Below are 20,520 nucleotides of genomic sequence, written 5' to 3'. Positions count from 1 at the left end.
GCCTTGAACTGATCACACTTTTTAGCAAGCCTCAAGAGGAGAGTATACATTCGATCAAAATTCATTTGATCAATTAATAAACTGCTATGAATACTCTGAAAATTGAAAATTTGACAAAGACTTATGCTAATGGGGTTAAGGCGCTCGATGGTGTTACGCTCACCATTACTAATGGAATGTTTGGTCTTCTTGGTGCTAATGGCGCAGGTAAATCCTCATTGATGCGTACCATAGCTACTTTGCAACAACCTGATCAAGGAATGGTCAGTTTCAATGAACATCACATACAGCAAAAGCCTGAGGAAATTAGAAAATGGCTGGGGTACTTGCCACAGGAGTTCGGCGTGTACCCGAAAGTATCTGCAGAAAAGCTCTTGGATCATATAGGGGTATTAAAGGGTATAAGTAGTAAAACAGAACGTAAGAATCAAGTAGAAAGCCTTCTTCAACAAACTAACCTGTATACACACCGAAAGAAGTCAGTGCATACCTTTTCAGGAGGCATGAGGCAGCGTTTTGGTATTGCTCAGGCACTTTTGGGAGCCCCAAAGATCATAATCGTAGATGAGCCCACCGCAGGCCTCGACCCGGAAGAGCGTAACCGCTTTCTTAATTTACTGAGTGAAATAGGGGAGAATGTTATAGTCATACTTTCTACTCATATCGTGGAGGATGTCCATGGTTTATGCTCTAAAATGGCCATCATGGATAGTGGGCGTATCATTAAGGCAGGAGAACCCGCAGAACTAGTTGCGGAGCTTGAGGGGCAGGTGTGGATCAGGGTTATGGATAAAGCACAATTACAAAGCTCTAGGCAGTGTCTTAATGTTATATCTACCCGGTTGGTTTCAGGCAAAACTCAGGTAAGGGTTAGATCATCTTCAGCACCGGGCTATGATTTTGAACCAGGTACGCCTGGGTTGGAAGATGTGTATTTTACTTCAATATATGATAATAAAAATTTTGTAAATCAATAAGATATGATTTTAGATTTGATAAAATTCGAAAGCTTGTATCAACGTAAGCAACGTGCTTTGTTACTGCTGTCTTTGGTGTTTTTGTCTTATGGGCTGCTTATAGGAAGTATGGGACATGCACCGGCCAACGTTAATTTTAATTCGGGTTATCAACTGCATTTCTACACGGGGCTCATGACTTTAGGTGGCGTATTTATCGTTATGTTCTTTGCTATCAGTGGGGTAATAAGGGATAGAAAGCATACCATGGAGAGTATTTTATACAGTACGCCCATATCCAAGTGGCAATACTTTTTGAGTAGGCTTGTAGGGGTTTACACTTTTAGTCTGCTGACCTTTGCTGCATTCCTGATTGGGCACGTAGCAGGTACTTTTTCACCTTCATTAGATCCATCCAGAGTAATGCCGTTTAACTTTTTAGATTACCTACAAACTTGGGTGATATTTGTAATGCCCAATATGTTTATTTGCGTAGCATTGGTTTTTTCGGTAGCACTTCTAACTAAGAATAACCTGGCAACTTATGCTAGTGGTATTTTTATTTATATGCTTTATATGGTCAGCTCTATGGTTTTGAACTCACCTCTTATGGCTGCGTCCGTTCCAGCTACACCTGATGGGTTGATGATGGCTGCATTGGCCGATCCGTTTGGGTTAGCTGCCTTCTTTGAGCAGACACAATTTTGGACCGCTTACCAGAAGAACAATGAGGTACTTTCCTTTACAGGCCTTCTTTTCCTGAACAGGCTGCTTTGGATGTGTATTGCTATCTTGTGCCTGGTTGTGGCTTACCGTGCTTTTTCTTTCCGCAGGCCTGGCGAAAAAAAAGAAAAGAAAAACGATGAGAGATCGGAGAATGTTATGGTCAGGCCTTACGAGTCCGCACACCTAAGTTTTAATCATTTTTTTCAGTGGTCAGCACTCAGGTTTTTAGTCATCAGTAACCTGAAAGGGGTCTTTAAAAGCCTGCCATTTGTCGGCGTTATGTTAGTCTGGTCAGTTATCGAATTTTCAGAAATTTATTTCAGAGTTGTGGAAGGTGGGGACTACCACGACAGCTTATATGCTACAACAAGTCAATTAATAGACTTGCTTTCTCGCCCATTGGGAATACTGGCGTTGATACTAATTGTTTTTTATTGCGGGGAGATTGTTTGGAGAAACAGGGAATTCAAATTTGAAGGCGTTATAGATGCTACGCCTGTCTCGAATACCATATTTTTCCTGTCAAATCTGATTTCAGTGCTAGCTTTGCCGTTTATTTTAATATCATCAGGGATATTGATATGTGTACTTTTCCAATGGTATACAGGGTATTATAACTTTGAGTGGGACTTGTACCTTTTAATGTTTTATTATCAGGGTTCCAGCCTGCTGTTTTATGGCTTGCTTACACTTTTTATACAAAGCGTACTTCCTAATAAGTATGTTGCGATGGGACTTTCTGGTTTGCTGATCCTAATGTTAGGAACGTTTTCCACATACATTGGTATTGAATACCCTATGTTTAGGTTGGGGATAAACCCTATACCCAAGTACACTGAAATGAATGGGTATTCAGTACAGGTGGCAGCATTTCATGATTATACGGTATACTGGTGGGCGTTAGGTGGCTTATTAGCATTATTATCCTTCAGATGGTTACAGCGTGGCGTAATATCTGATATAAAATTCAAGTATGCTAACATACTTCATGGATGGACAAGGAAGCAGCGTTTGACACTTGTAATGTTTGCTTTTGCCTTTTTGACGTCAGCCTTTAAGATTTACTATAACACTAGTGTTGAAGGGGAATATATCAGCTCTACCGAAAATTTGGATATCAAGGAACATTATGAGAGGGAGTATAAGCACTATGACAGTCTGGATAGATTAAGTTATGTTGATGTTTATACTGAGGTTGACCTTTACCCTTCTGAGAACAGATACACCATATATGGGCAGCATATACTAAGAAATAACAATAAGCAAGCTTTAAGTGAAGTTTTTATCAATGAAAGGATACCTCTAACATCTTTAGCACTTGGAGAGGGTAAGTTAATAATCCGTGATACCATTTGTGGAGCATATCTTTTTGAGTTTGATCCGGCTATCCAGCCCGGACAGGATCTAGTAATGACTTATAGCCTTGAAAGAATATCATCTCCGTACAGGGTAGATCATGCCATTGTTAACAATGGTACTTACGTTTCATTTAGAGACTATGAGCCTAAGTTGGGGTATAACAGCAGTATGGAAATTTATGATGACTTTGAGAGGAAAAAGCGAAAGTTACCCAAAAGGGAATCTGAAGATGATACAGAAAGTCATTTGCTTAAAACTGATACTAAGGTCAGCAAAACATCATTTGAAACTATTATTTCAACAGAGAGTGATCAGACCGCTATTTCTACAGGGCAACTGATTGAGCAATGGGAAGATCAGGGAAGGAAATATTTTCATTATAAAGCCGCTTTTAATGTTTTGCCCACCATAGCTTATTTATCTGCCGGCTATGAAGTACGAAAGAGCAACTTTAATAACATAGCTATAGAGCAATATTATCATCGTGGGCATGAATATAATCTGGATAAGATAGAAGAAAGCACGAAACAAACCCTGAAGTATTGCACTGAGCATTTTGGAGATTACCCTTTTGGGCATGTTCGCATCGCTGAAATTCCAGCATATCGATCCTTTGGAGGAATGGCTATGCCGGGGGTGATAAGCATGGTGGAAGATAGGCTTTACCTTGTGGATATTCGGGATACACGCGGGTTTGATCTGGTAAGCAAACGGACTATACATGAGGTAGCACATCAATGGTGGGGAATGATATTAACTCCTAGAATAGTAGAAGGGGGATCCATTTTTGTTGAAGGTTTTGCAAAATATACTGAAGCGGTGGTAATGGAAAAAATGTATGGTAAAGGAGCTACCTGGCAAATAAGCGAAACGGCTAACCATAGCTATTTCAAGGGGCGTGCTTTTGCATCAGAACCAGAACCCCCAATTTACCTCGAGGGTGGAGAGAATTATCTGGCCTATGGGAAGCACTTTACCGTTATGATGGCTATACGAGACCTGATAGGTGAAGGTAAGCTTAATCAAGTGCTTAAAACCATTACAGAACGCTACAGGAAAAAAGATGAACTACTCGTAACCTCTCTGGATCTGATGGAAGAACTGTACAAAGTAACTCCTCAGCAATATCATTCATTGGTAGATGATTGGTTCAAGCGAGTGATTACCTACAACCTGTCCGTTAAGGATGCTTCAGTTACTCCTTTGGAAAACGGCCAATTCAAAGTAGATATAGATGTTGCTACAAGTCGATTTAAGACAGACGAAGATGGTGAGCCGCGGCCTGTGTCAATTAATGAACCAATTATGGTTGGAATTTTCACAAAGCACCCTAAAGAAATTACCGAAGAGCAATCAGTGCTATATATGAAACCACATCGGGTTAATTCAAATGAACTTCATTTGAGTATTATCGTTGATAATGCCCCAACGCATGTAGCTATCGATCCTTATGGTACCCGCAGTGATGAAAACTTATTTGACAATGTAGAGGAACTGTAGCTTGATAATTCTTGTGATTAACTAGAAAGCAGAGCTTTTCTGAAAGGGGTAGGCTTTGCTTTCTTTGTCTTAATTCCACAGAGTTCGGAGACTCTTTGAGCTCTTCTTCATAAAGTATAATGATTAGGTGTGCCGGAATACCGTTAGTTTTACCATAATAGTTGTTAACTATTTGTTAAACACTCTTTTGGAAATGTGGTTTTCTTCACGGAAGGGATATATTAAGGGGAAATCTAATTAACATGAACAAAACCCTAATCACCTTTATCCTTATTCTGATAGCTTCAAAAGCTTATACAAAAGGTATTCACCCTGTTATAGAAACTCACTCAATAACCTCAAAGATATTAAACTCAGAAAGGGATATTTTCATTTATCTTCCTTCGGGTTACGATAAGAATAAAGACAAACATTACCCTACACTTTATATCATGGATGGGCAGTGGTATTTCTACAATGGCATCGCCATTCAAGAAACACTAAGAAGTGAACTAGTGCTTCCCGAGATGCTTATCGTAGGTATAAATATGCCCAGGCCTGAACGGGATAGCCTGTTTATTTACCACTGGCAGGAGCTTAAGCAGTTTGTTGGGAATGAAGTAGTTTCTTTTGTTGATGATAAATACCGTACTTCCGATGAGCGCTTACTCTTTGGCTGGGAGAGTAGTGCAGCTTTGGTTACGGATATCCTGTTCGGTGAAGGCGATACATTCAAGGGGGGTATTGCCACAAATGGCACGTACATTACCCCAGAAATGGCTAATGCTCTGGCCACCCAGGAAGCAGAAAGCAAAAAGTATCTTTACATAGCCAATACCATCAAGGATATTTACAATATTGATGCTTCTAACCAGGCTGCTGTAGTTCTTGGTCAAAGCAATTTACCAAACTTAGTATGGGAGTACCGTTTATTTAATGAAGAGGTGCATGAGTCTTTGGCTTATGTATCTATTTATGAGGGGCTTAAATTTTACTATCACAATTTCGCTTCACTGGCTTTCAGCAGTATCGATGAGTTTAATACATTCGGAGGTATTCCTGAAATCAAGAAGTATTATATAGATCGGGGAGAGCGGTTTGGGTTGCCAACAGAAATAGATAACAATACCAAAAACAGCTTGATATGGCTTGCCTGGCACCGTGATAATTTCAAAGCCTTTGAACTGTTTATGACCGAATTTGCAGATGTGCTTACAACAAGACGATATGCCTCAGCTTATTGGCAAAACAGATTCGGGCAATTCTACCTTAAACATAATGACCTCGAAAATTCTATTCGCTATTTCAATCATGGTATTACAAAATATCCGAATAAAGCGTATATGGCAGAAATGTTTTGTGGCCTGGGTCATGCTTATGAGCGTAAAGGTGATAAGAAGCAGGCCATTAAGAATTATAAAAAGGCAGTGGCAGAAGCCGAAGAGAATAATGACTCTAAGTTGGAAAAGTACCGGGCGCAGCTGAGACAGTTGAAGTAATCATGTGCAATCTATTAGGAACCAAAGCAGAGCCTAACTTCGCCTTATTGAGATTTTAATTTGACATTAGAGCGAAAAGTTATTTAATATGATAATTTTCTGTTGATTTCATAAAAGTCAGGTTCTCGATGATAATTACGGTTGTGTGAAAATGAATTTTAACCCATCACCTATACTGCTTTCAGGATAGGGGTGAAGATTCTAAAGATTTCTTTATATTAACATTTCAGGTAATCTAATATAAATGATCTTATCATTGAACCGTATCCGGGACATTCAAATTTTGATAAACCCACATCCTTATGTAAAAGGTTGGAGGACCAAGCTGAAGGTTGCTTTGTTTTTCTTTATAACTATCTCTTTTGTGCTTTTGTTTTTGGAACCATTTAAAACTGGTGAGAGTCCCAAAGTACTGGTCTTGGGGTATAGCTCAGGGGTTTTTCTGGCCTATATGACCGTATTGCTGTCGGAATCGGTTTTATTTCAAAGCAGGCAACAGTGGACACTTAGGGATGAAACCCTTATGTATATTTTGTTTTTTGTCCTGTCTGCCATCTTTGTCTATTGGTATGATCTGGTTGTTATAAAAAGCACGGCTTATTACTGGAGTGATATATTGTCTTTCACCGGTCGGGTCACACTTCCGTTTACAATTATATTCTTACCCGGCGTGGGCTGGTTAAGGTATTATTATGGCAAAGTATATGAGCGGTCCGACCTATTTCATGTTACTATAAGAGGAAATGTTAAGGCCGATGTTCTGGAAATGGATCAGCGTAAAATTCTATATGTGAGATCATCTGATAATTATGTAGTCATAAAATATATAGATTCAGACTTTGACTTAAAAGAGACATTACTACGAAGCACCCTGGCGCAGATAGAGGGGCAGCTTCCTGCGTTGCTGAAATGTCATAGAAGTTACCTTATCAACCCGTTACACCTGGTTGATGTGGAAGGGAGTCAGAAGAAGGCTTCCATAAAATTGAGCGGACTTGAAGAGGAAATTCCATTGTCCAAAACATATTATAACAATATTAAAGACCTCCTTTTTAAGGGGTAATTCACCACAAAACGGGGTTCATTGGCCACAAAGACCGATTGTGTATTGATTATTCAATGGGTGGCGGTTTAAATTTAGCTTAATAATAAAACCGTTTTTACTATATGAATGTCTACGCTTTTATCACACCCATTGTGGTGATTCTTCTTGTTGCTGAAATAATTTACTGTGCCAGGGCTAACAATGGTAAATATCCCTTTCAGGATACAGTTACTAATCTGGGAACAGGTATTGGCAACCAATGTGTAAACCTGGCAGTAGCCTTTTTTGTATATAAATTTTATGGCTGGCTCTATGAGCTTACACCTTTAAGTATTCCTGCCACATGGTATACCCTTATCTTATTACTTTTACTACAGGACTTCGTCTTTTATTGGTTTCACCGCTTAGGGCATACCATCAATGTCTTTTGGGCTGCACATATGCCTCATCACTCATCAGAAGAAATGAATTTATCGGTTGGCATAAGGGCTAGCTTTACACAACGACTGTTTCAGTTTCTGTTTTTTGACTGGATATTGGTTGTAGTAGGCTTTAGTCCGGAGGCAGTGTACTCTATGGCAGCTGTACATTTGCTATTGGCATATTGGCACCACACTGCAGTTATTAATAAAATGGGGTGGTGGGAAAAGTACTTTGTTACCCCTTCACACCATAGAGTGCATCACGGTGTAAACCCACAATATATTGATAAGAACTTCTCAGAATTTTTAATCATCTGGGACAAGATATTTGGATCCTACGAGGAAGAGGTGGAGGAAGTGTGTTATGGCGTAACGCATCCACCCCGAACATGGGACCCTATACATATCAATTTTCAATACTGGAGTCAGCTCTGGAATGATGCAAAAGCCACTAAATATTTCTGGGATAAGATCAGGATATGGTTTATGCCAATAGGCTGGCGCCCAAGAGATCTGGAACCACACTTTAAGGGAGGACGTATTGGTTATAACCGTTCCGAGCAAACCAAATATATCAGCACACCGCTGCAAAAGTCTAAAGAGTACCTCATAGCTCAGATAGGGTTAGGGTTGGTTGTACTATACCTCACTATCAGCCTGCAGTTACCATTTGAATACTGGCACAGAGTTATACTGTCTGTAAACATCTTTATGATGATCATTAGCTGGGGAGCAATTCTGGAATCTAAACCCTGGGCTAAGTCACTGGAAGTTGTCCGTATACTAGCCACAGCAATAAGTCTGGTATATGTTTTACATGATTCGGGAGTATCTAACTATCAAACTTGGACAACCATAGTGATACTGATGCTTTCAGGCATAAGTATATTATACTTTTCAATAGCGGTGGCTAGGGAGGGAGCAATGGCTCGCAGCTAGCAATCTTATATGCTATTGCGCTGGAGGGCGACGGGAATTCTTCTGATCATGGATAACGAGTTTAATCGTTAATGGGTCTTTCTTTGTGATCGGGGGCGTCGCTCTCTTCGCGTTATTTCAACGCAGTGACGTAGTTAATGTTGATACGGCATTAGGCTATGTTTGGGACGGTTATTAGGCAGTTATTAGTTATGTGGTCTTTTTCGTTACAATACCTTCATATATGCTTAATACAATATATTGATTTAATGTCAAAAATATTTTTTTATATTGCACGAGAATTCAAACTAAAACCTAAACCTAATGAAAAACATTTACAAGACCTTAGTCTGTCTGTTTCTTTCTTTTCTTTCTTTTCATTCCGTTTATTCTCAAGTAACGAACGGCTCTTTTGAAAACTGGACAGGTACTACACCTGATGGTTGGACCACCATTGATGGAGGTATTTCAATAAGCGAAAACACTTCAGTTACGAAAGAAGGAAGTAGCTCAGCTAAAATTACCGTGAACACTTCTACTCAGGGAAATACAGACCTGAGACAAACCGTAAGTGTAACTTCTGGGCAAAATTATACCTTTTCCGTATGGGTATACCATACTGAAGGTAACGTAAGAGCTCGGTTGTATGTAGATGGATATCAGAATTATTCTGATCCGTCAATCATCAATCAGTGGCAGCAGATCTCATTTGCTTACACGCCATCATCGTCAAGCATAGAAGTGGGCTTAAGGTTCTATGATGTGTCAGGGTTTGATGGTTCTGAGGTAGTTTATACTGATTTTTTTGAACCTACATCAACTTCCGGCGGCGGCGGCGGTGGTGGTACCGGTGGCGGTACTGGCGGTTGCACCGATGTGGTTCTTACCTTAAAAACAGATAGCTATGGATCAGAAACAAGCTGGGTTATTAAAAGTGGGGCCGGTGCCACTTTGCATTCTGGTGATAACTACAGCAACAATACAACCTATACAGGCACATTCTGCCTTGAAGAAGGTAATTATGATTTTGTGATTTACGATTCTTATGGAGATGGTATTTGCTGTTCATATGGTAATGGTTCTTATGCTTTAACATCAGAAGGCACAACGCTGGCATCTGGAGGGGCATTCGGTTCTTCTGAGACTACCTCTTTTACCATAGGTTCCTCCGGTGGAGGAGGTGGAGGTGGAGGCGGAAATCCTGGAGACTACTATAGTAGTGCATCAGGATTAACTGGCTATACATTAAAAACTGCATTGTATAACATCATTAAAGGTCACTCAGCTCAAGGGTACGGCGCACTTTGGACATTCTATAATTCTCATGAGTTGGATAATTACTATGAGAATGATGGCACTATCCTCGATATCTACTCTGAAAACCCGAATGGCAATGACCCTTATAATTATACCAAGTCAAATGACCAGTGTGGTACTTACTCAGGTGAGGGATCATGCTATAACAGAGAGCATTCTTTCCCTAGAAGCTGGTTTGGTGGTTCTATTGAGCCAATGAATTCGGATGTACACCATATTTTTGCTTCTGATGGATATGTAAATGGAAGGCGTAGCAGCTACCCTTATGGCGAAGTAGGTTCTGCTAGCTATACTTCTTCCAACGGAAGTAAATTAGGTAGCGCCGCAGCAGGTCTTGGGTATAGTGGTACCGTGTTCGAACCCATCGATGAGTTTAAAGGAGATTTAGCAAGAGCTGCATTTTATATGGCTACGCGTTATGAGAATGCCATAGGTTCATGGCAAACTAACAGCACCTACGGTAATGCAGTTCTTGATGGGACGAGCAACAAGGTGTTTGAAACTTGGGCGCTTAATATGTTTATAGCATGGCATAATGCCGATCCTGTAAGTGCGAAAGAGATTGCCAGGAATGAAGCAGCCTATGCACATCAGGGTAATAGAAACCCGTTTGTTGATCACCCTGAATATGTTGCAAGCATATGGGGAGGAGGCTCTTTACTGGCACGAACTGCAGGTGAAGAGGATGTAGCTTCAATTACTACCTCTTATTCTGAGAAACATTTGTTGGTAAATCACGGACACGTTAATCCTGTTAATGTAACTATTTTTGATGCCTCAGGCAGAGAGGTTATTAATTTTAAATGTGCAGGAGATAAATCTCCGGTTACAGATATCCCTGTTTTCCTAAAACGAGATTCTCTTTACATCATTAAGGTATTCACCGCTGATAAAGTGATGAGCAGAAAGCTGATCATTGAAGATTAAGGAGAACAGAAATGAGATAAAAAGAAGGACCCGCTTAAGATTCAGGCGGGTCCTTTTTTGTCTGAGGTGTGTATTGCATCAGATAATACACCTGGTATCAGATCAGGGCTAATCAACCTCTCCAAACCTTTTATCACCGCACATTCTAATGATACGCGGTGTAAAAGTGCCAAGCACATCAACAAGCTTAGTTTGGTGTGCCATTACTTGATAGATGTTCTTGTAGACCATTGGGGCTTCATCCAGTCCTGAACCTATCACCTCAATTCCAGCCTGTTTCAGGTGTCTGTCTACTTCGTTTTTAGATAATGTCTCCTTGGCTTTACGTCTTGACATGACCCTTCCGGCTCCGTGAGAGGCCGAGTTAAGAGAATCGACCAGTCCTTTACCTCTTACAATGAAGCCTGGAGATGTCATGGAGCCAGGGATAATACCTAATACGCCTTTACCTGCAGGGGTTGCACCTTTTCGGTGAACGATCACTTCATTGTCAAACCTGTCAAGCTCTTTCCACGCAAAGTTGTGATGGTTTTCAACCATCATTAGCGGTTTTTCTCCTATGGAGGCAGATAGCCTGTCATGGATTTGATGATGGCATGCTGAAGCATAATCTCCTGCCAGGTTCATTGCGTTCCAGTATTCAATACCATCTTCGGTATCCAGTCCTAGCCAGGCCAGGTGCTGAGCTACTTTTGGAAGCCTGCACTTATCCATAGCCAGTTTGGTATAATGACGGGCTATATTGGCACCCAGTCCGCGAGAACCGGAGTGGGAGAGCACCGCCAGATATTTGCCTGTTGGCAGTTGCCATTCATTATCTGCGTCAGTGATTTCTCCTACACCAAATTCTACAAAGTGGTTACCGCCACCAGAACTTCCAATTTGGCTGTAAGCTCTGTCTTTCAGTGATTTGAGAATGTTTATCTCATTGAAGTCATTTCTTTCCAGCACTTCATGGTCCATTGGGCGCTTAAAAACCTCATTGCCGAACTTTGTGTTATCTATGAGCATCTTTTTCAGCTTCTCACTGTTTTGCTCTAAGAACTCAGGGTGAATATCATATACTGTCATGCACATTCTGCAGCCAATGTCTACCCCTACAGCGTAAGGGATAACTGCATTGTCAGTAGCCAATACACCGCCAATAGGTAAACCATACCCCTGGTGAGCATCAGGCATTAAAGCACCAGCCTTGGTTACAGGGAGCTTCATAGCTATCTCCATCTGGTTGATTGCACCAGGCTCGATGCCCTCAGCTCCGTATATGTGATAATCAAGCCGGTTTTTGTTTAGCTCAACGGTTTCGTTATGCTCAGTTTTTATAATCAGACTTTTTGCAATAGGGGCCAGAGAATCATGTTTGAGGTAATACTCCGGGGCTTTTATTACACTGCCCAGTAACTCAAGCTTGTGTTTTTTACTCTTTCCTTTGTATTTACCCTCAAGCACTTTGATAGCAATGCCTATTACTTTGCCTTCAGGATAACCCAGTTGCCTGAGTTCCTTTCCTGATATTTTTGTAGTTGCCATTTTTATTCATTAACGTTTCCTGAGCGACTACATCAGGCTACATCAAGAGTAGCATTGTAGTCTAGTTGCTCTTTAATTTTTATTTTTCTGGCAATTCGTTCTATTCCGCGTTCACAGCTACTGATCAGATCCTCATCAAGAGCATTGATAATAGCCTCGCTGTAAGTGGAAGCTGCATTATTATAATCACGAAGCATTTCAAATGCTTCAGCCTTGTTCCTTTGTATATAGGCTAGGTTTATACCTCTTATTTTTTCAGCTTTTTCAGCGAATTCAACCATCTCCTTATACCTAGAGGTCATTTTTAAAAGATAGATGTAATCACTGTAAGTGGTAGTATGATACGGTTCAAAACGGATTGCCATCTTAAAGTGGATCTCAGCCATGTCATATTGGTTGAGCTGAGAGGCATAGATCCAGCCAAGCAATTGATGAGCTCGCCCGTTATCGGGCTGATCTTCAAGTATCTCCATCAATAGCCTTTTGGCTTGGATGTAATCCCAGCTGTCTATGTGATCCTTTGCTTTAAGTATGTATTCTTCTGTATTGAGTAAAATATCGTCCATTACATTTCTTTTGTTCGGTTAATGTCCCTTATGAGGACAATCGGGTTAATTTTTGCCAGACATTACAAGCCTGGCTTTACCAAAATAGCATCCATCTCTTTTTACGTGTTCGCTTAATGTTACCACGTATGCCATCAATCTCCTGATTATCCAAAGTATGGCGTGCAGCCAACTTGTAATGGTCTATCGCTTTGCTATATTCACCTTGTACTTCGTATAGCCTTCCTAAGTCATTGTAAATAAATGACCTTTGAACACCAGCTACGTGCATGGCTTTATTTAGTAATTGTTCTAATTTTTGCCATTTTCCCATGTCGAATAGTAGCTGTGCCATGTGCATATAAGGAGCATGATAATCAGGAGCATACTTCAAGGCTAACTTTAAGTGCATTTCGGCTAATTTAAAGTCCACTATATAGTAAAGGTGCAGCCAACCAAGATGGTTGTGAGCTTTTGCATAAACCGGCTCCATTTCAAGAGCTTCATGCAAAAGGTCTTTCCCTTCGAGCCATTCCTGTCTTTCAAAGGCCTTTTCGGCATCAAAAACATACTGTTGTAATACTCGCACAGTCATTATTTCTAAAATTATTAAATAGTTGAACACTTATATTTTAAAGACCGCACTTTCAATAACTATAAATAATGAAACATTGATTATAGTTAAATAAAAAAAGCCCGATCTGAGAGGACCGGGCTTTATATAGTTGAAATAAAACTAAATCAATGTATATAAAACTTACCGATCCTAATGTAGCTACAGAAACCCCATAAAAAGAATGTGGTATGAAGCTGTATTGCATTGAGCGCTATTGGATCTTTTGTGTAAATCATATTTTCTTATAATAAAAAACCCGGTTCTTACGAGCCGGGTCTATATAATATTTTGTTAATAATTTATATTATCCCAAACCGTAATACCTAGCGCAGACAAAGCTGCCTGACTCCGTAAATTTGATATTTGGTTTGTTCATTTCCATTTTTGTTTCGTTGATGTTGCAATTATTGGAAAATATTTTTTTTGAAACAAATGAAATTTTAAATTTTTTCTATTGACTGGTAGAAATCGATGAGATACTAGAGATAGTTGATTTAGTACACGTTGTAACATTGATTTACTGATGAATATTTAAGTTAACTCAAGTTAATTTATATTTAACTTTTTGGTTTGTAGTGTTTTGTGATTATGATATTCTGATAGAGGGCATGAAAGTATGGCTTTGAAATTACCTGTTTTATAAGTTGATGGGTAGGAAATACTTTTATCAAAAGCCATAATCGGGATATTCCTCCGTAAACTCGGCGTCGGTAATGGTCGGATTTATTTTAATATCAGAGAATTCATAGTGTTCATACAAGCCTTTGTCATCGTATACCTTCATTACCAGTGGAACCATTATTTCTTTATCGATCATTAACGACATTTTTGGTGAGTAATCATTGGGGATAGTAATAATCTGCCCTTCAGTGATATCATCGTAATCATTAATGCTCTTATTTACTTCTAATATCATGTAGCTGCTGAGCTTGTATTTATCAGCTATTGAATTAACAGTTTCATTTGGGCCAACAGTGTATTTCGAATATTTAAAGTTGGGGTTTTGAAACTCCACTTTCCAGCAGGGTTTGCTATTCCATATTGTGGACTCAAGGGATGTTAGTGAATGTATTTCGGCATTGTATTTGGTAAACAAGTGTTCTAGTATAGATACCACATGATCGTACCCTGCATTATGGATGGTGTGATGTTGCTCTTTCCTCATTCTATTTCCATGCGGATCAAGTTTCAGGTTTAACCATGGAAACCCATTAGGGTTAATTAGTGCAGAATTATCACCTTCTTTGAAAAGTACCTCAAGGCCATCGTTTGGATATTCTTGTTTGGTGTAAACTTTAAAGGGCTCTCTTATGAGCTTCACAAAGGAGACCTGTGTGGTCATTTCTCCTTTTATACGCTCTATTTTCTTCATTCTGTAAATTAGCGTCTTTATATCCTTGGTGGCTGCAAACATTTTTTGTGTTACTTCAGGCCCGGAAAGTGTCTGCCCATTGCTAATAAAAAATGAAAATATCAGAAAAAATATACCGCAGAGAGTAAGGTTGAAATTATTTATCACGTATATCAAAGTTGTAATGTTTACCCAAACTGGTTTGCTAAATGTACTTATTTCAAAGAGTTAGCAAGGGGTTTGTGCTCAAACACCAATAACTCCGAAAAAGTTAAAGGCATAGTGCATTAATTTTTTTAAATAACCTTATTAATGACTAAGAACTTATAAAAATGTTTCCATAGGGTTAATGAGCTTTCATTGTTATATATAGATAGGTTTAGCAGAGTTTAGTTATATTTGAATAGTGTGAAGCTGAAAAGACGATTGAATTTATATATGAATAGAACCTTTTCTCTATTACTTGTTGTTCTCTTGATGATTTTTTGGGCCTGTGATACAGATACAATCGAGCCCGATGAAGAACGCTTGGGTACTACCTTTTTTCCTTTGAGCGTAGGTTCATATAGCATTTATGAAGTGGAGAACATCGATTATAAGATAACAGGGGAGGTGATAACTTCTCATTTTCAGAGAAAGGTTGCGGTGGTTGACTCATTTGAAAATCAGGCAGGTACGATATCGTATATAGTTCATTACTCGCAACGGGATACGGAGGCTGATCCATGGGAGTTTTCAACTGCGTGGACCGCTCGAAAGGATGGTAATCAGGTTGTCCTCATTGAAGATAATATACCTTATATTAAAATTTCTTTTCCGATTGAAACTGGAAAGACATGGAATGGTAATGCTTTAAATTCATTAGACTCTATTGAGTATAAAATGGATAGCCTTTATAGTGAGTATATTACACCAGCTCAGGATACTATTGAAAATACCCTTACGGTTATTCAAGAGAATGATGAGGACTTCGTGGTGGATCTTAATAGGAAGTATGAAATATACGGGCTGAATATTGGATTAGTATATAAGGAGGACGTTTTTCTTCAGTTTTGTACGGACACTGATTGTTTGGGACAACAGCAGATAGAAGTTGGTCATGAGTACCGTCAGTATTTAACCGTTTATGGTAGTGAATAACCTGAACACTGGATCTTAAAAGAAAATGATATGTTGAAGAAACATCTGATATCAGCTTTGCTTGTTTGTTTTAGCGTAAGTATTTATGCTCAGGTAAACCGATATATGGTCTTTTTTAGTGACAAAGCAAATACACCATATACCGTGGGCAGTCCTGAGGCATTTTTGTCATCGAGGGCTATAAGCAGAAGACAAGACCAGGGTATACCCATAACTACTACGGATCTGCCTGTAGATCCGGCTTATATAGCGGGTGTTAATGGTGTTGGTGCAGAGGTTTTTTATACCACCAAATGGCTAAATGGTGCACTTATACAGGCTGATGCAGGATTAATTAGTTCAATAGAAGCTTTAGGTTATGTTGATTCTGTAGTTTACATAGCCCCCGGATCAAAGCTCATGTCATCAGGAAGGTTATTAGAAGTTGGAGAAGAAAATCAAACAGAAGGATCTACAGCTGTTCAATTGGGAATGCTTGGCCTTGACCTATTGCATGAAAAGGGATATAAAGGTGAGGGGGTGATGATAGCTTTTTTTGACGGAGGTTATAAAGGGGTAAATACGGTTGAGGCTTTTCAACATATATATAATGAGAACAGGTTGCTTTATGCCTGGAATTTGGTAGAGAATAATAATAATGTATATCAATACAGCACTCATGGTACCAGGGTTTTTTCTGCAACAGCAGGGTTTCTGACGGGCGCCTATGAGGGTAGTGCCTACAAATCGGACTTTATGTTGTTTGTTACAGAAGATGCCAGTTCTGAATATCGAATAGAAGAGTATAATTGGCTGATAGCTGCTGAAAAGGCAGATAGTGCCGGAGTGGATATCATTAATGGCTCGGTTGGGTACTTTGATTTTGATGATCCCGGTATGAATTATACCTATAAAGATATGGATGGAAAAACTACCATTATCAGCCAGGCAGCCAAGTTTGCATCGGATAGAGGGCTATTGGTAGTGGTAAGTGCCGGGAACGAAGGTAACAAAACATGGAAATATGTTACTGCACCGGCGGATGCTGAAAACATACTTTCAGTGGGCTCTGTAGATAGTAATGGTAGTATAAGTAACTTTAGTTCTTTAGGGCCCTCATCAGATGGTCGCATTAAACCCGAAGTAATGGCTTATGGAGGAGCTACCGCCGTGGTTAACGACTTTGGTAGTATTATCAATGGTACGGGTACTTCCTTTGCTACACCGTTGATCACCGGGTTTGCGGCTACACTCTGGCAGTTATACCCTAACCTTACTAACACTGAATTGATCTCTTTTATACTGGAGAACAGCAGTAATACCACGGTTCCTGATAATCAATATGGTTATGGTGTTCCCAGTTATAGATTCATTGTTTCAAGTATTGCGGACGGAGTGACCCATGATTTCTCTGTTTACCCTAACCCGCTTACTTCAGACTTGCTAAATATAAGAATGACCAGCGAAGTTGAAAGTGTAGATATAAAATTGTATGATGTTTCCGGTTCATTGATCAGGACTTATAAGGTTGGTGCACCATCAGTGTCCATGCCATCCACTATTTCGTTGGATGGGGTGAAAGAGGGACTTTACCTGCTTGAACTCAATTCTGGGAAGAATGTGGAGAGTTACAGAATTGTAAGATACTAAATCATATTTTTCTATCTTTGCGGCATGGATAAACCGATAATAGCCCCATCAATATTGGCAGCTGATTTTGCCAATTTACAGCAAGAAGTTGAAATGCTTAATGAAAGCGACGCGGATTGGATTCACGTCGATATTATGGACGGAATATTTGTGCCTAATATTTCTTTCGGAATACCAGTTACTGAAGCTATCAATGCACATGCAAAAAAGCCATTAGATGTGCACCTTATGATTGAAAAGCCTGAAAATTATGTCGAAGCCTTTCATAAAGCCGGAGCGGCCTCCATATCAGTACATTATGAGGCATGCCCACATTTACACCGTAACTTGCAGCAGATAAAAAATTTAGGCTGTAAAGCAGGAGTCGCAATCAACCCTCACACCAATGTACAGTTGTTGGAAGACGTTATCCGTGATATTGATATTGTATGTCTGATGTCAGTGAATCCTGGCTTTGGAGGGCAAAAATTCATAGAAAATACCTATGCTAAGGTTAGACAATTAAAGAAAATTATAGCTGGTGCCGGAGCTCATACGTTAATCGAGATTGATGGCGGAGTAAACCAGCAAAACGCTAAACAGCTTCTTGATGCAGGGGCCGACATTCTTGTAGCCGGAAGCTTCGTATTCAAATCTTCTGATCCTAAAGACACAATAACTAACCTGAAGAACGTTTAGTTATCAGCTAAAAGCACTGGATGAAATTTAAACTGATATTCTCTCTTTTTGTATTACTAACTCCTGGGCTACTGGCTCAAACCGGTGAAGTTAACGGTATAGTCAAAGATGGTGAGGGTAAGCCGCTCATGGGAGTGAATATTCAGAAAGAAGGCTCTTCTTCTGGTGTTTTTACAGACAAATCAGGCGGGTTTAAGATTGGTATAGAAGCCAATGAACCCGCCATATTATTATTCACCCACGTTGGATATACCCCGGAAAAACGTACTGTTACAGTTAAGGAAGGAGAAGTTCTTCAACTCCATGTAATATTGGTAGAAACTACTGAGGTACTTACCGGTGTGCAAATAGAAGGAGAAAGGGATAACCGTGATGAGGTCAGTATCACTAAAATCAAACCCAAATCATTAGAAAGCCTGCCAACGGCCTTTGGTGATTTCAATAAAATACTATCTACATTACCAGGTGTAGTGAGTAATAATGAATTGTCATCTACCTACTCGGTGAGAGGTGGAAGTTTTGATGAAAACCTCATCTATGTAAATGATATCCCCGTTTACAGACCATTTTTAATTAGTAACGGACAGCAGGAAGGGTTAAGTTTTGTTAATAGCAACCTGGTTGAGTCTGTCGAGTTTTCTGCCGGAGGCTGGCAGCCGAAATATGGAGATAAGCTCTCATCTGCACTAAATGTTGATTACAAGAAGCCCTCGGCGTTTGGAGCATCCCTTACTTTAGGATTGCTAGGCGGAATGGCTCATGCAGAAGGGGCATCCAAATCTAAGAAATTTACATATGTAGCCGGTGTGAGGCACAAATCTGCACAATATTTACTCAATACGCTTGAAACTCAGGGAGAGTATCTGCCAAAGTTTACAGACCTTCAGGCCTATGTCAGTTATAAACTGGATGACAAGACCTCGATAGGCGTATTAACCTCATATGCCCGAAATCGCTATTTCGTTCAACCTCAAAGCCGTGAAACTGAGTTTGGAACGTTTGATCGTTCCTTCAGGCTATTTGTAGGGTTTGCTGGCCGTGAGATTTTAGAGTATGATACCTATCAGGGAGGATTGAAACTGACAAGAAAGCTTTCAGACCGATTTAAGTCTGAGCTTATAGCTTCAGGAGTCTATGCGCTTGAACGTGAATATACTGATGTGGAAGGGGCCTATAGGCTATGTGATGTAGATAAGAACCTGGGGTCTGATACTTTCAACGAGTGTGTTTATGTAAGAGGCATTGGTAGTAATTATGACTATGGCAGAAATAATCTGGAGGCCAACATAATTAACCTGGAAAACAGAAATGTATACTCGGTTGATTCCAAAAATACCGTAGAGTTTGGTCTTGGGTACTCTTATCAAAATATTGATGATCAGCTTAATGAATACACTTTCAGGGACTCTGTTGATTTTGTAATTGATATAGAATCTCTACAGGCAGATAATGAAACTTCCAGCCAACAATACACTGGGTTTGTGCAGCATACTAGTGATCTTACCAAAAGAGTAACTACAACCTATGGGGTCAGGCTAAACTACTGGACCTTAAATAATCAACTACTGGTAAGTCCGCGGGGGCAGGTATCGTATCGAACTGATTGGGTAAGAGATGTGGTGTTCAAGGCTGCTGTTGGTGTTTATCAGCAACCAGCTTTCTACCGTGAACTCAGAGGTCCGGACGGAGTACTTAATAAGGATCTTAAAGCTCAGAAATCGATACACTTCATCGGTGGTATGGATTATAACTTTAAATGGTGGGGCAGGGATTTTAAATTTATTAGTGAGCTTTATTATAAAAGGCTACGTGATGTTGTAGCTTATGATATAGACAATGTTAAAGTACGTTACTATGCCAATAACAATGCTAAGGCCTATGCTACAGGGCTTGATCTGAGGGTTAGTGGTGAGTTTATAGAAGGCACGGAGTCATGGTTTAGCCTCGGACTGTTGAATGCGCGTGAAGACGTGGAAGGCGATGGAAGGGGGTATATCCGCAGGCCAACAGATCAGCGGTTGAACGTTGCTGTATTTTTTCAAGATCATTTGCCCAATAATCCAACATTTCGTGTTAGCTTGAATTTATTCTTTGGCAGTGGCTTACCGTTCGGCCCTCCGCAAAACTTTGAAAAGAGAAACGTATTTAATGGAGATACGTATAGAAGATTGGATATTGGCTTCTCAAAACTGTTTTACCTCAATAGGCAAAAGTATGATGAGGAGCGACTACTGACTTTAAGTGCTGAGATATTGAATGTATTGGCTGTGTCCAATGCCATATCTTATACCTGGGTTACAGATGTGAGCAATAACCAATTTGCCGTACCCAATACATTATCGGCAAGGTTTTTGAATGTAAAGCTTTCTATTAAAATTTAACT

The 20,520-nt window shown here is 39.8% G+C and carries 14 protein-coding genes; 10 read left to right on the top strand and 4 right to left on the bottom strand.

Annotation, left to right across the window (positions count from 1 at the left end):
- Positions 1 to 86: 86 nt before the first annotated feature.
- The 6 genes from JMN32_RS21180 (at position 87) to JMN32_RS21155 (ending at position 10,648) form a co-directional block, all read left to right on the top strand.
- Positions 87 to 977 (top strand): ABC transporter ATP-binding protein, encoded by an 891-nt coding sequence (locus JMN32_RS21180; protein ID WP_202858384.1) that lies wholly within the window; start codon positions 87 to 89, stop codon positions 975 to 977.
- 3 nt (positions 978 to 980) lie between these two features.
- Complete coding sequence (locus JMN32_RS21175) at positions 981 to 4,541, top strand: ABC transporter permease/M1 family aminopeptidase (RefSeq protein WP_202858383.1); 3,561 nt, start codon at positions 981 to 983, stop codon at positions 4,539 to 4,541.
- A 242-nt stretch (positions 4,542 to 4,783) separates the two neighbouring features.
- On the top strand, positions 4,784 to 6,019 hold the full coding sequence (locus tag JMN32_RS21170; RefSeq protein WP_202858382.1) for an alpha/beta hydrolase-fold protein: 1,236 nt from the start codon (positions 4,784 to 4,786) through the stop codon (positions 6,017 to 6,019).
- A gap of 244 nt (positions 6,020 to 6,263) precedes the next feature.
- Complete coding sequence (locus tag JMN32_RS21165) at positions 6,264 to 7,082, top strand: LytTR family DNA-binding domain-containing protein (protein WP_202858381.1); 819 nt, start codon at positions 6,264 to 6,266, stop codon at positions 7,080 to 7,082.
- Positions 7,083 to 7,186: 104 nt separating this feature from the next.
- Complete coding sequence (locus JMN32_RS21160) at positions 7,187 to 8,425, top strand: sterol desaturase family protein (protein ID WP_202858380.1); 1,239 nt, start codon at positions 7,187 to 7,189, stop codon at positions 8,423 to 8,425.
- 303 nt (positions 8,426 to 8,728) lie between these two features.
- Entirely contained in the window at positions 8,729 to 10,648 is a 1,920-nt protein-coding gene (locus tag JMN32_RS21155; protein WP_202858379.1) for an endonuclease, read from the top strand.
- Positions 10,649 to 10,756: 108 nt separating this feature from the next.
- Here JMN32_RS21155 and JMN32_RS21150 read toward each other — a convergent pair whose 3' ends face one another.
- From JMN32_RS21150 to JMN32_RS21135, 4 genes are all read right to left on the bottom strand, one after another.
- Positions 10,757 to 12,178 (bottom strand): RtcB family protein, encoded by a 1,422-nt coding sequence (locus tag JMN32_RS21150; protein WP_202858378.1) that lies wholly within the window; start codon positions 12,176 to 12,178, stop codon positions 10,757 to 10,759.
- Between the two features lie 32 nt (positions 12,179 to 12,210).
- Positions 12,211 to 12,744 carry a tetratricopeptide repeat protein gene (locus tag JMN32_RS21145; protein WP_202858377.1) on the bottom strand — a complete coding sequence of 178 codons (534 nt, stop codon included), beginning with the start codon at positions 12,742 to 12,744 and terminating at the stop codon, positions 12,211 to 12,213.
- 76 nt (positions 12,745 to 12,820) lie between these two features.
- Positions 12,821 to 13,318 carry a tetratricopeptide repeat protein gene (locus JMN32_RS21140; protein WP_202858376.1) on the bottom strand — a complete coding sequence of 166 codons (498 nt, stop codon included), beginning with the start codon at positions 13,316 to 13,318 and terminating at the stop codon, positions 12,821 to 12,823.
- A gap of 688 nt (positions 13,319 to 14,006) precedes the next feature.
- Complete coding sequence (locus JMN32_RS21135) at positions 14,007 to 14,858, bottom strand: DUF1571 domain-containing protein (protein ID WP_317191802.1); 852 nt, start codon at positions 14,856 to 14,858, stop codon at positions 14,007 to 14,009.
- Between the two features lie 270 nt (positions 14,859 to 15,128).
- On the opposite strand from JMN32_RS21135, the gene JMN32_RS21130 reads away from it, so the two are divergent.
- The 4 genes from JMN32_RS21130 to JMN32_RS21115 are packed head-to-tail and all read left to right on the top strand — an operon-like array spanning position 15,129 to position 20,518.
- The gene (locus JMN32_RS21130) at positions 15,129 to 15,830 is read left to right on the top strand and encodes a hypothetical protein (protein WP_202858374.1); all 702 of its coding nucleotides are present in this window, start codon (positions 15,129 to 15,131) and stop codon (positions 15,828 to 15,830) included.
- 30 nt (positions 15,831 to 15,860) lie between these two features.
- The gene (locus JMN32_RS21125; RefSeq protein ID WP_202858373.1) at positions 15,861 to 17,459 is read left to right on the top strand and encodes a S8 family serine peptidase; all 1,599 of its coding nucleotides are present in this window, start codon (positions 15,861 to 15,863) and stop codon (positions 17,457 to 17,459) included.
- A 24-nt stretch (positions 17,460 to 17,483) separates the two neighbouring features.
- On the top strand, positions 17,484 to 18,137 hold the full coding sequence (gene rpe, locus JMN32_RS21120; RefSeq protein WP_202858372.1) for a ribulose-phosphate 3-epimerase: 654 nt from the start codon (positions 17,484 to 17,486) through the stop codon (positions 18,135 to 18,137).
- 20 nt (positions 18,138 to 18,157) lie between these two features.
- Positions 18,158 to 20,518 (top strand): TonB-dependent receptor, encoded by a 2,361-nt coding sequence (locus JMN32_RS21115; RefSeq protein WP_202858371.1) that lies wholly within the window; start codon positions 18,158 to 18,160, stop codon positions 20,516 to 20,518.
- Positions 20,519 to 20,520: the final 2 nt, after the last annotated feature.

This window comes from Fulvivirga marina, assembly GCF_016775155.1.
Taxonomy (GTDB): Bacteria; Bacteroidota; Bacteroidia; order Cytophagales; family Cyclobacteriaceae; genus Fulvivirga; species Fulvivirga marina.
This window is presented reverse-complemented; position numbering and strand designations above follow the sequence as displayed.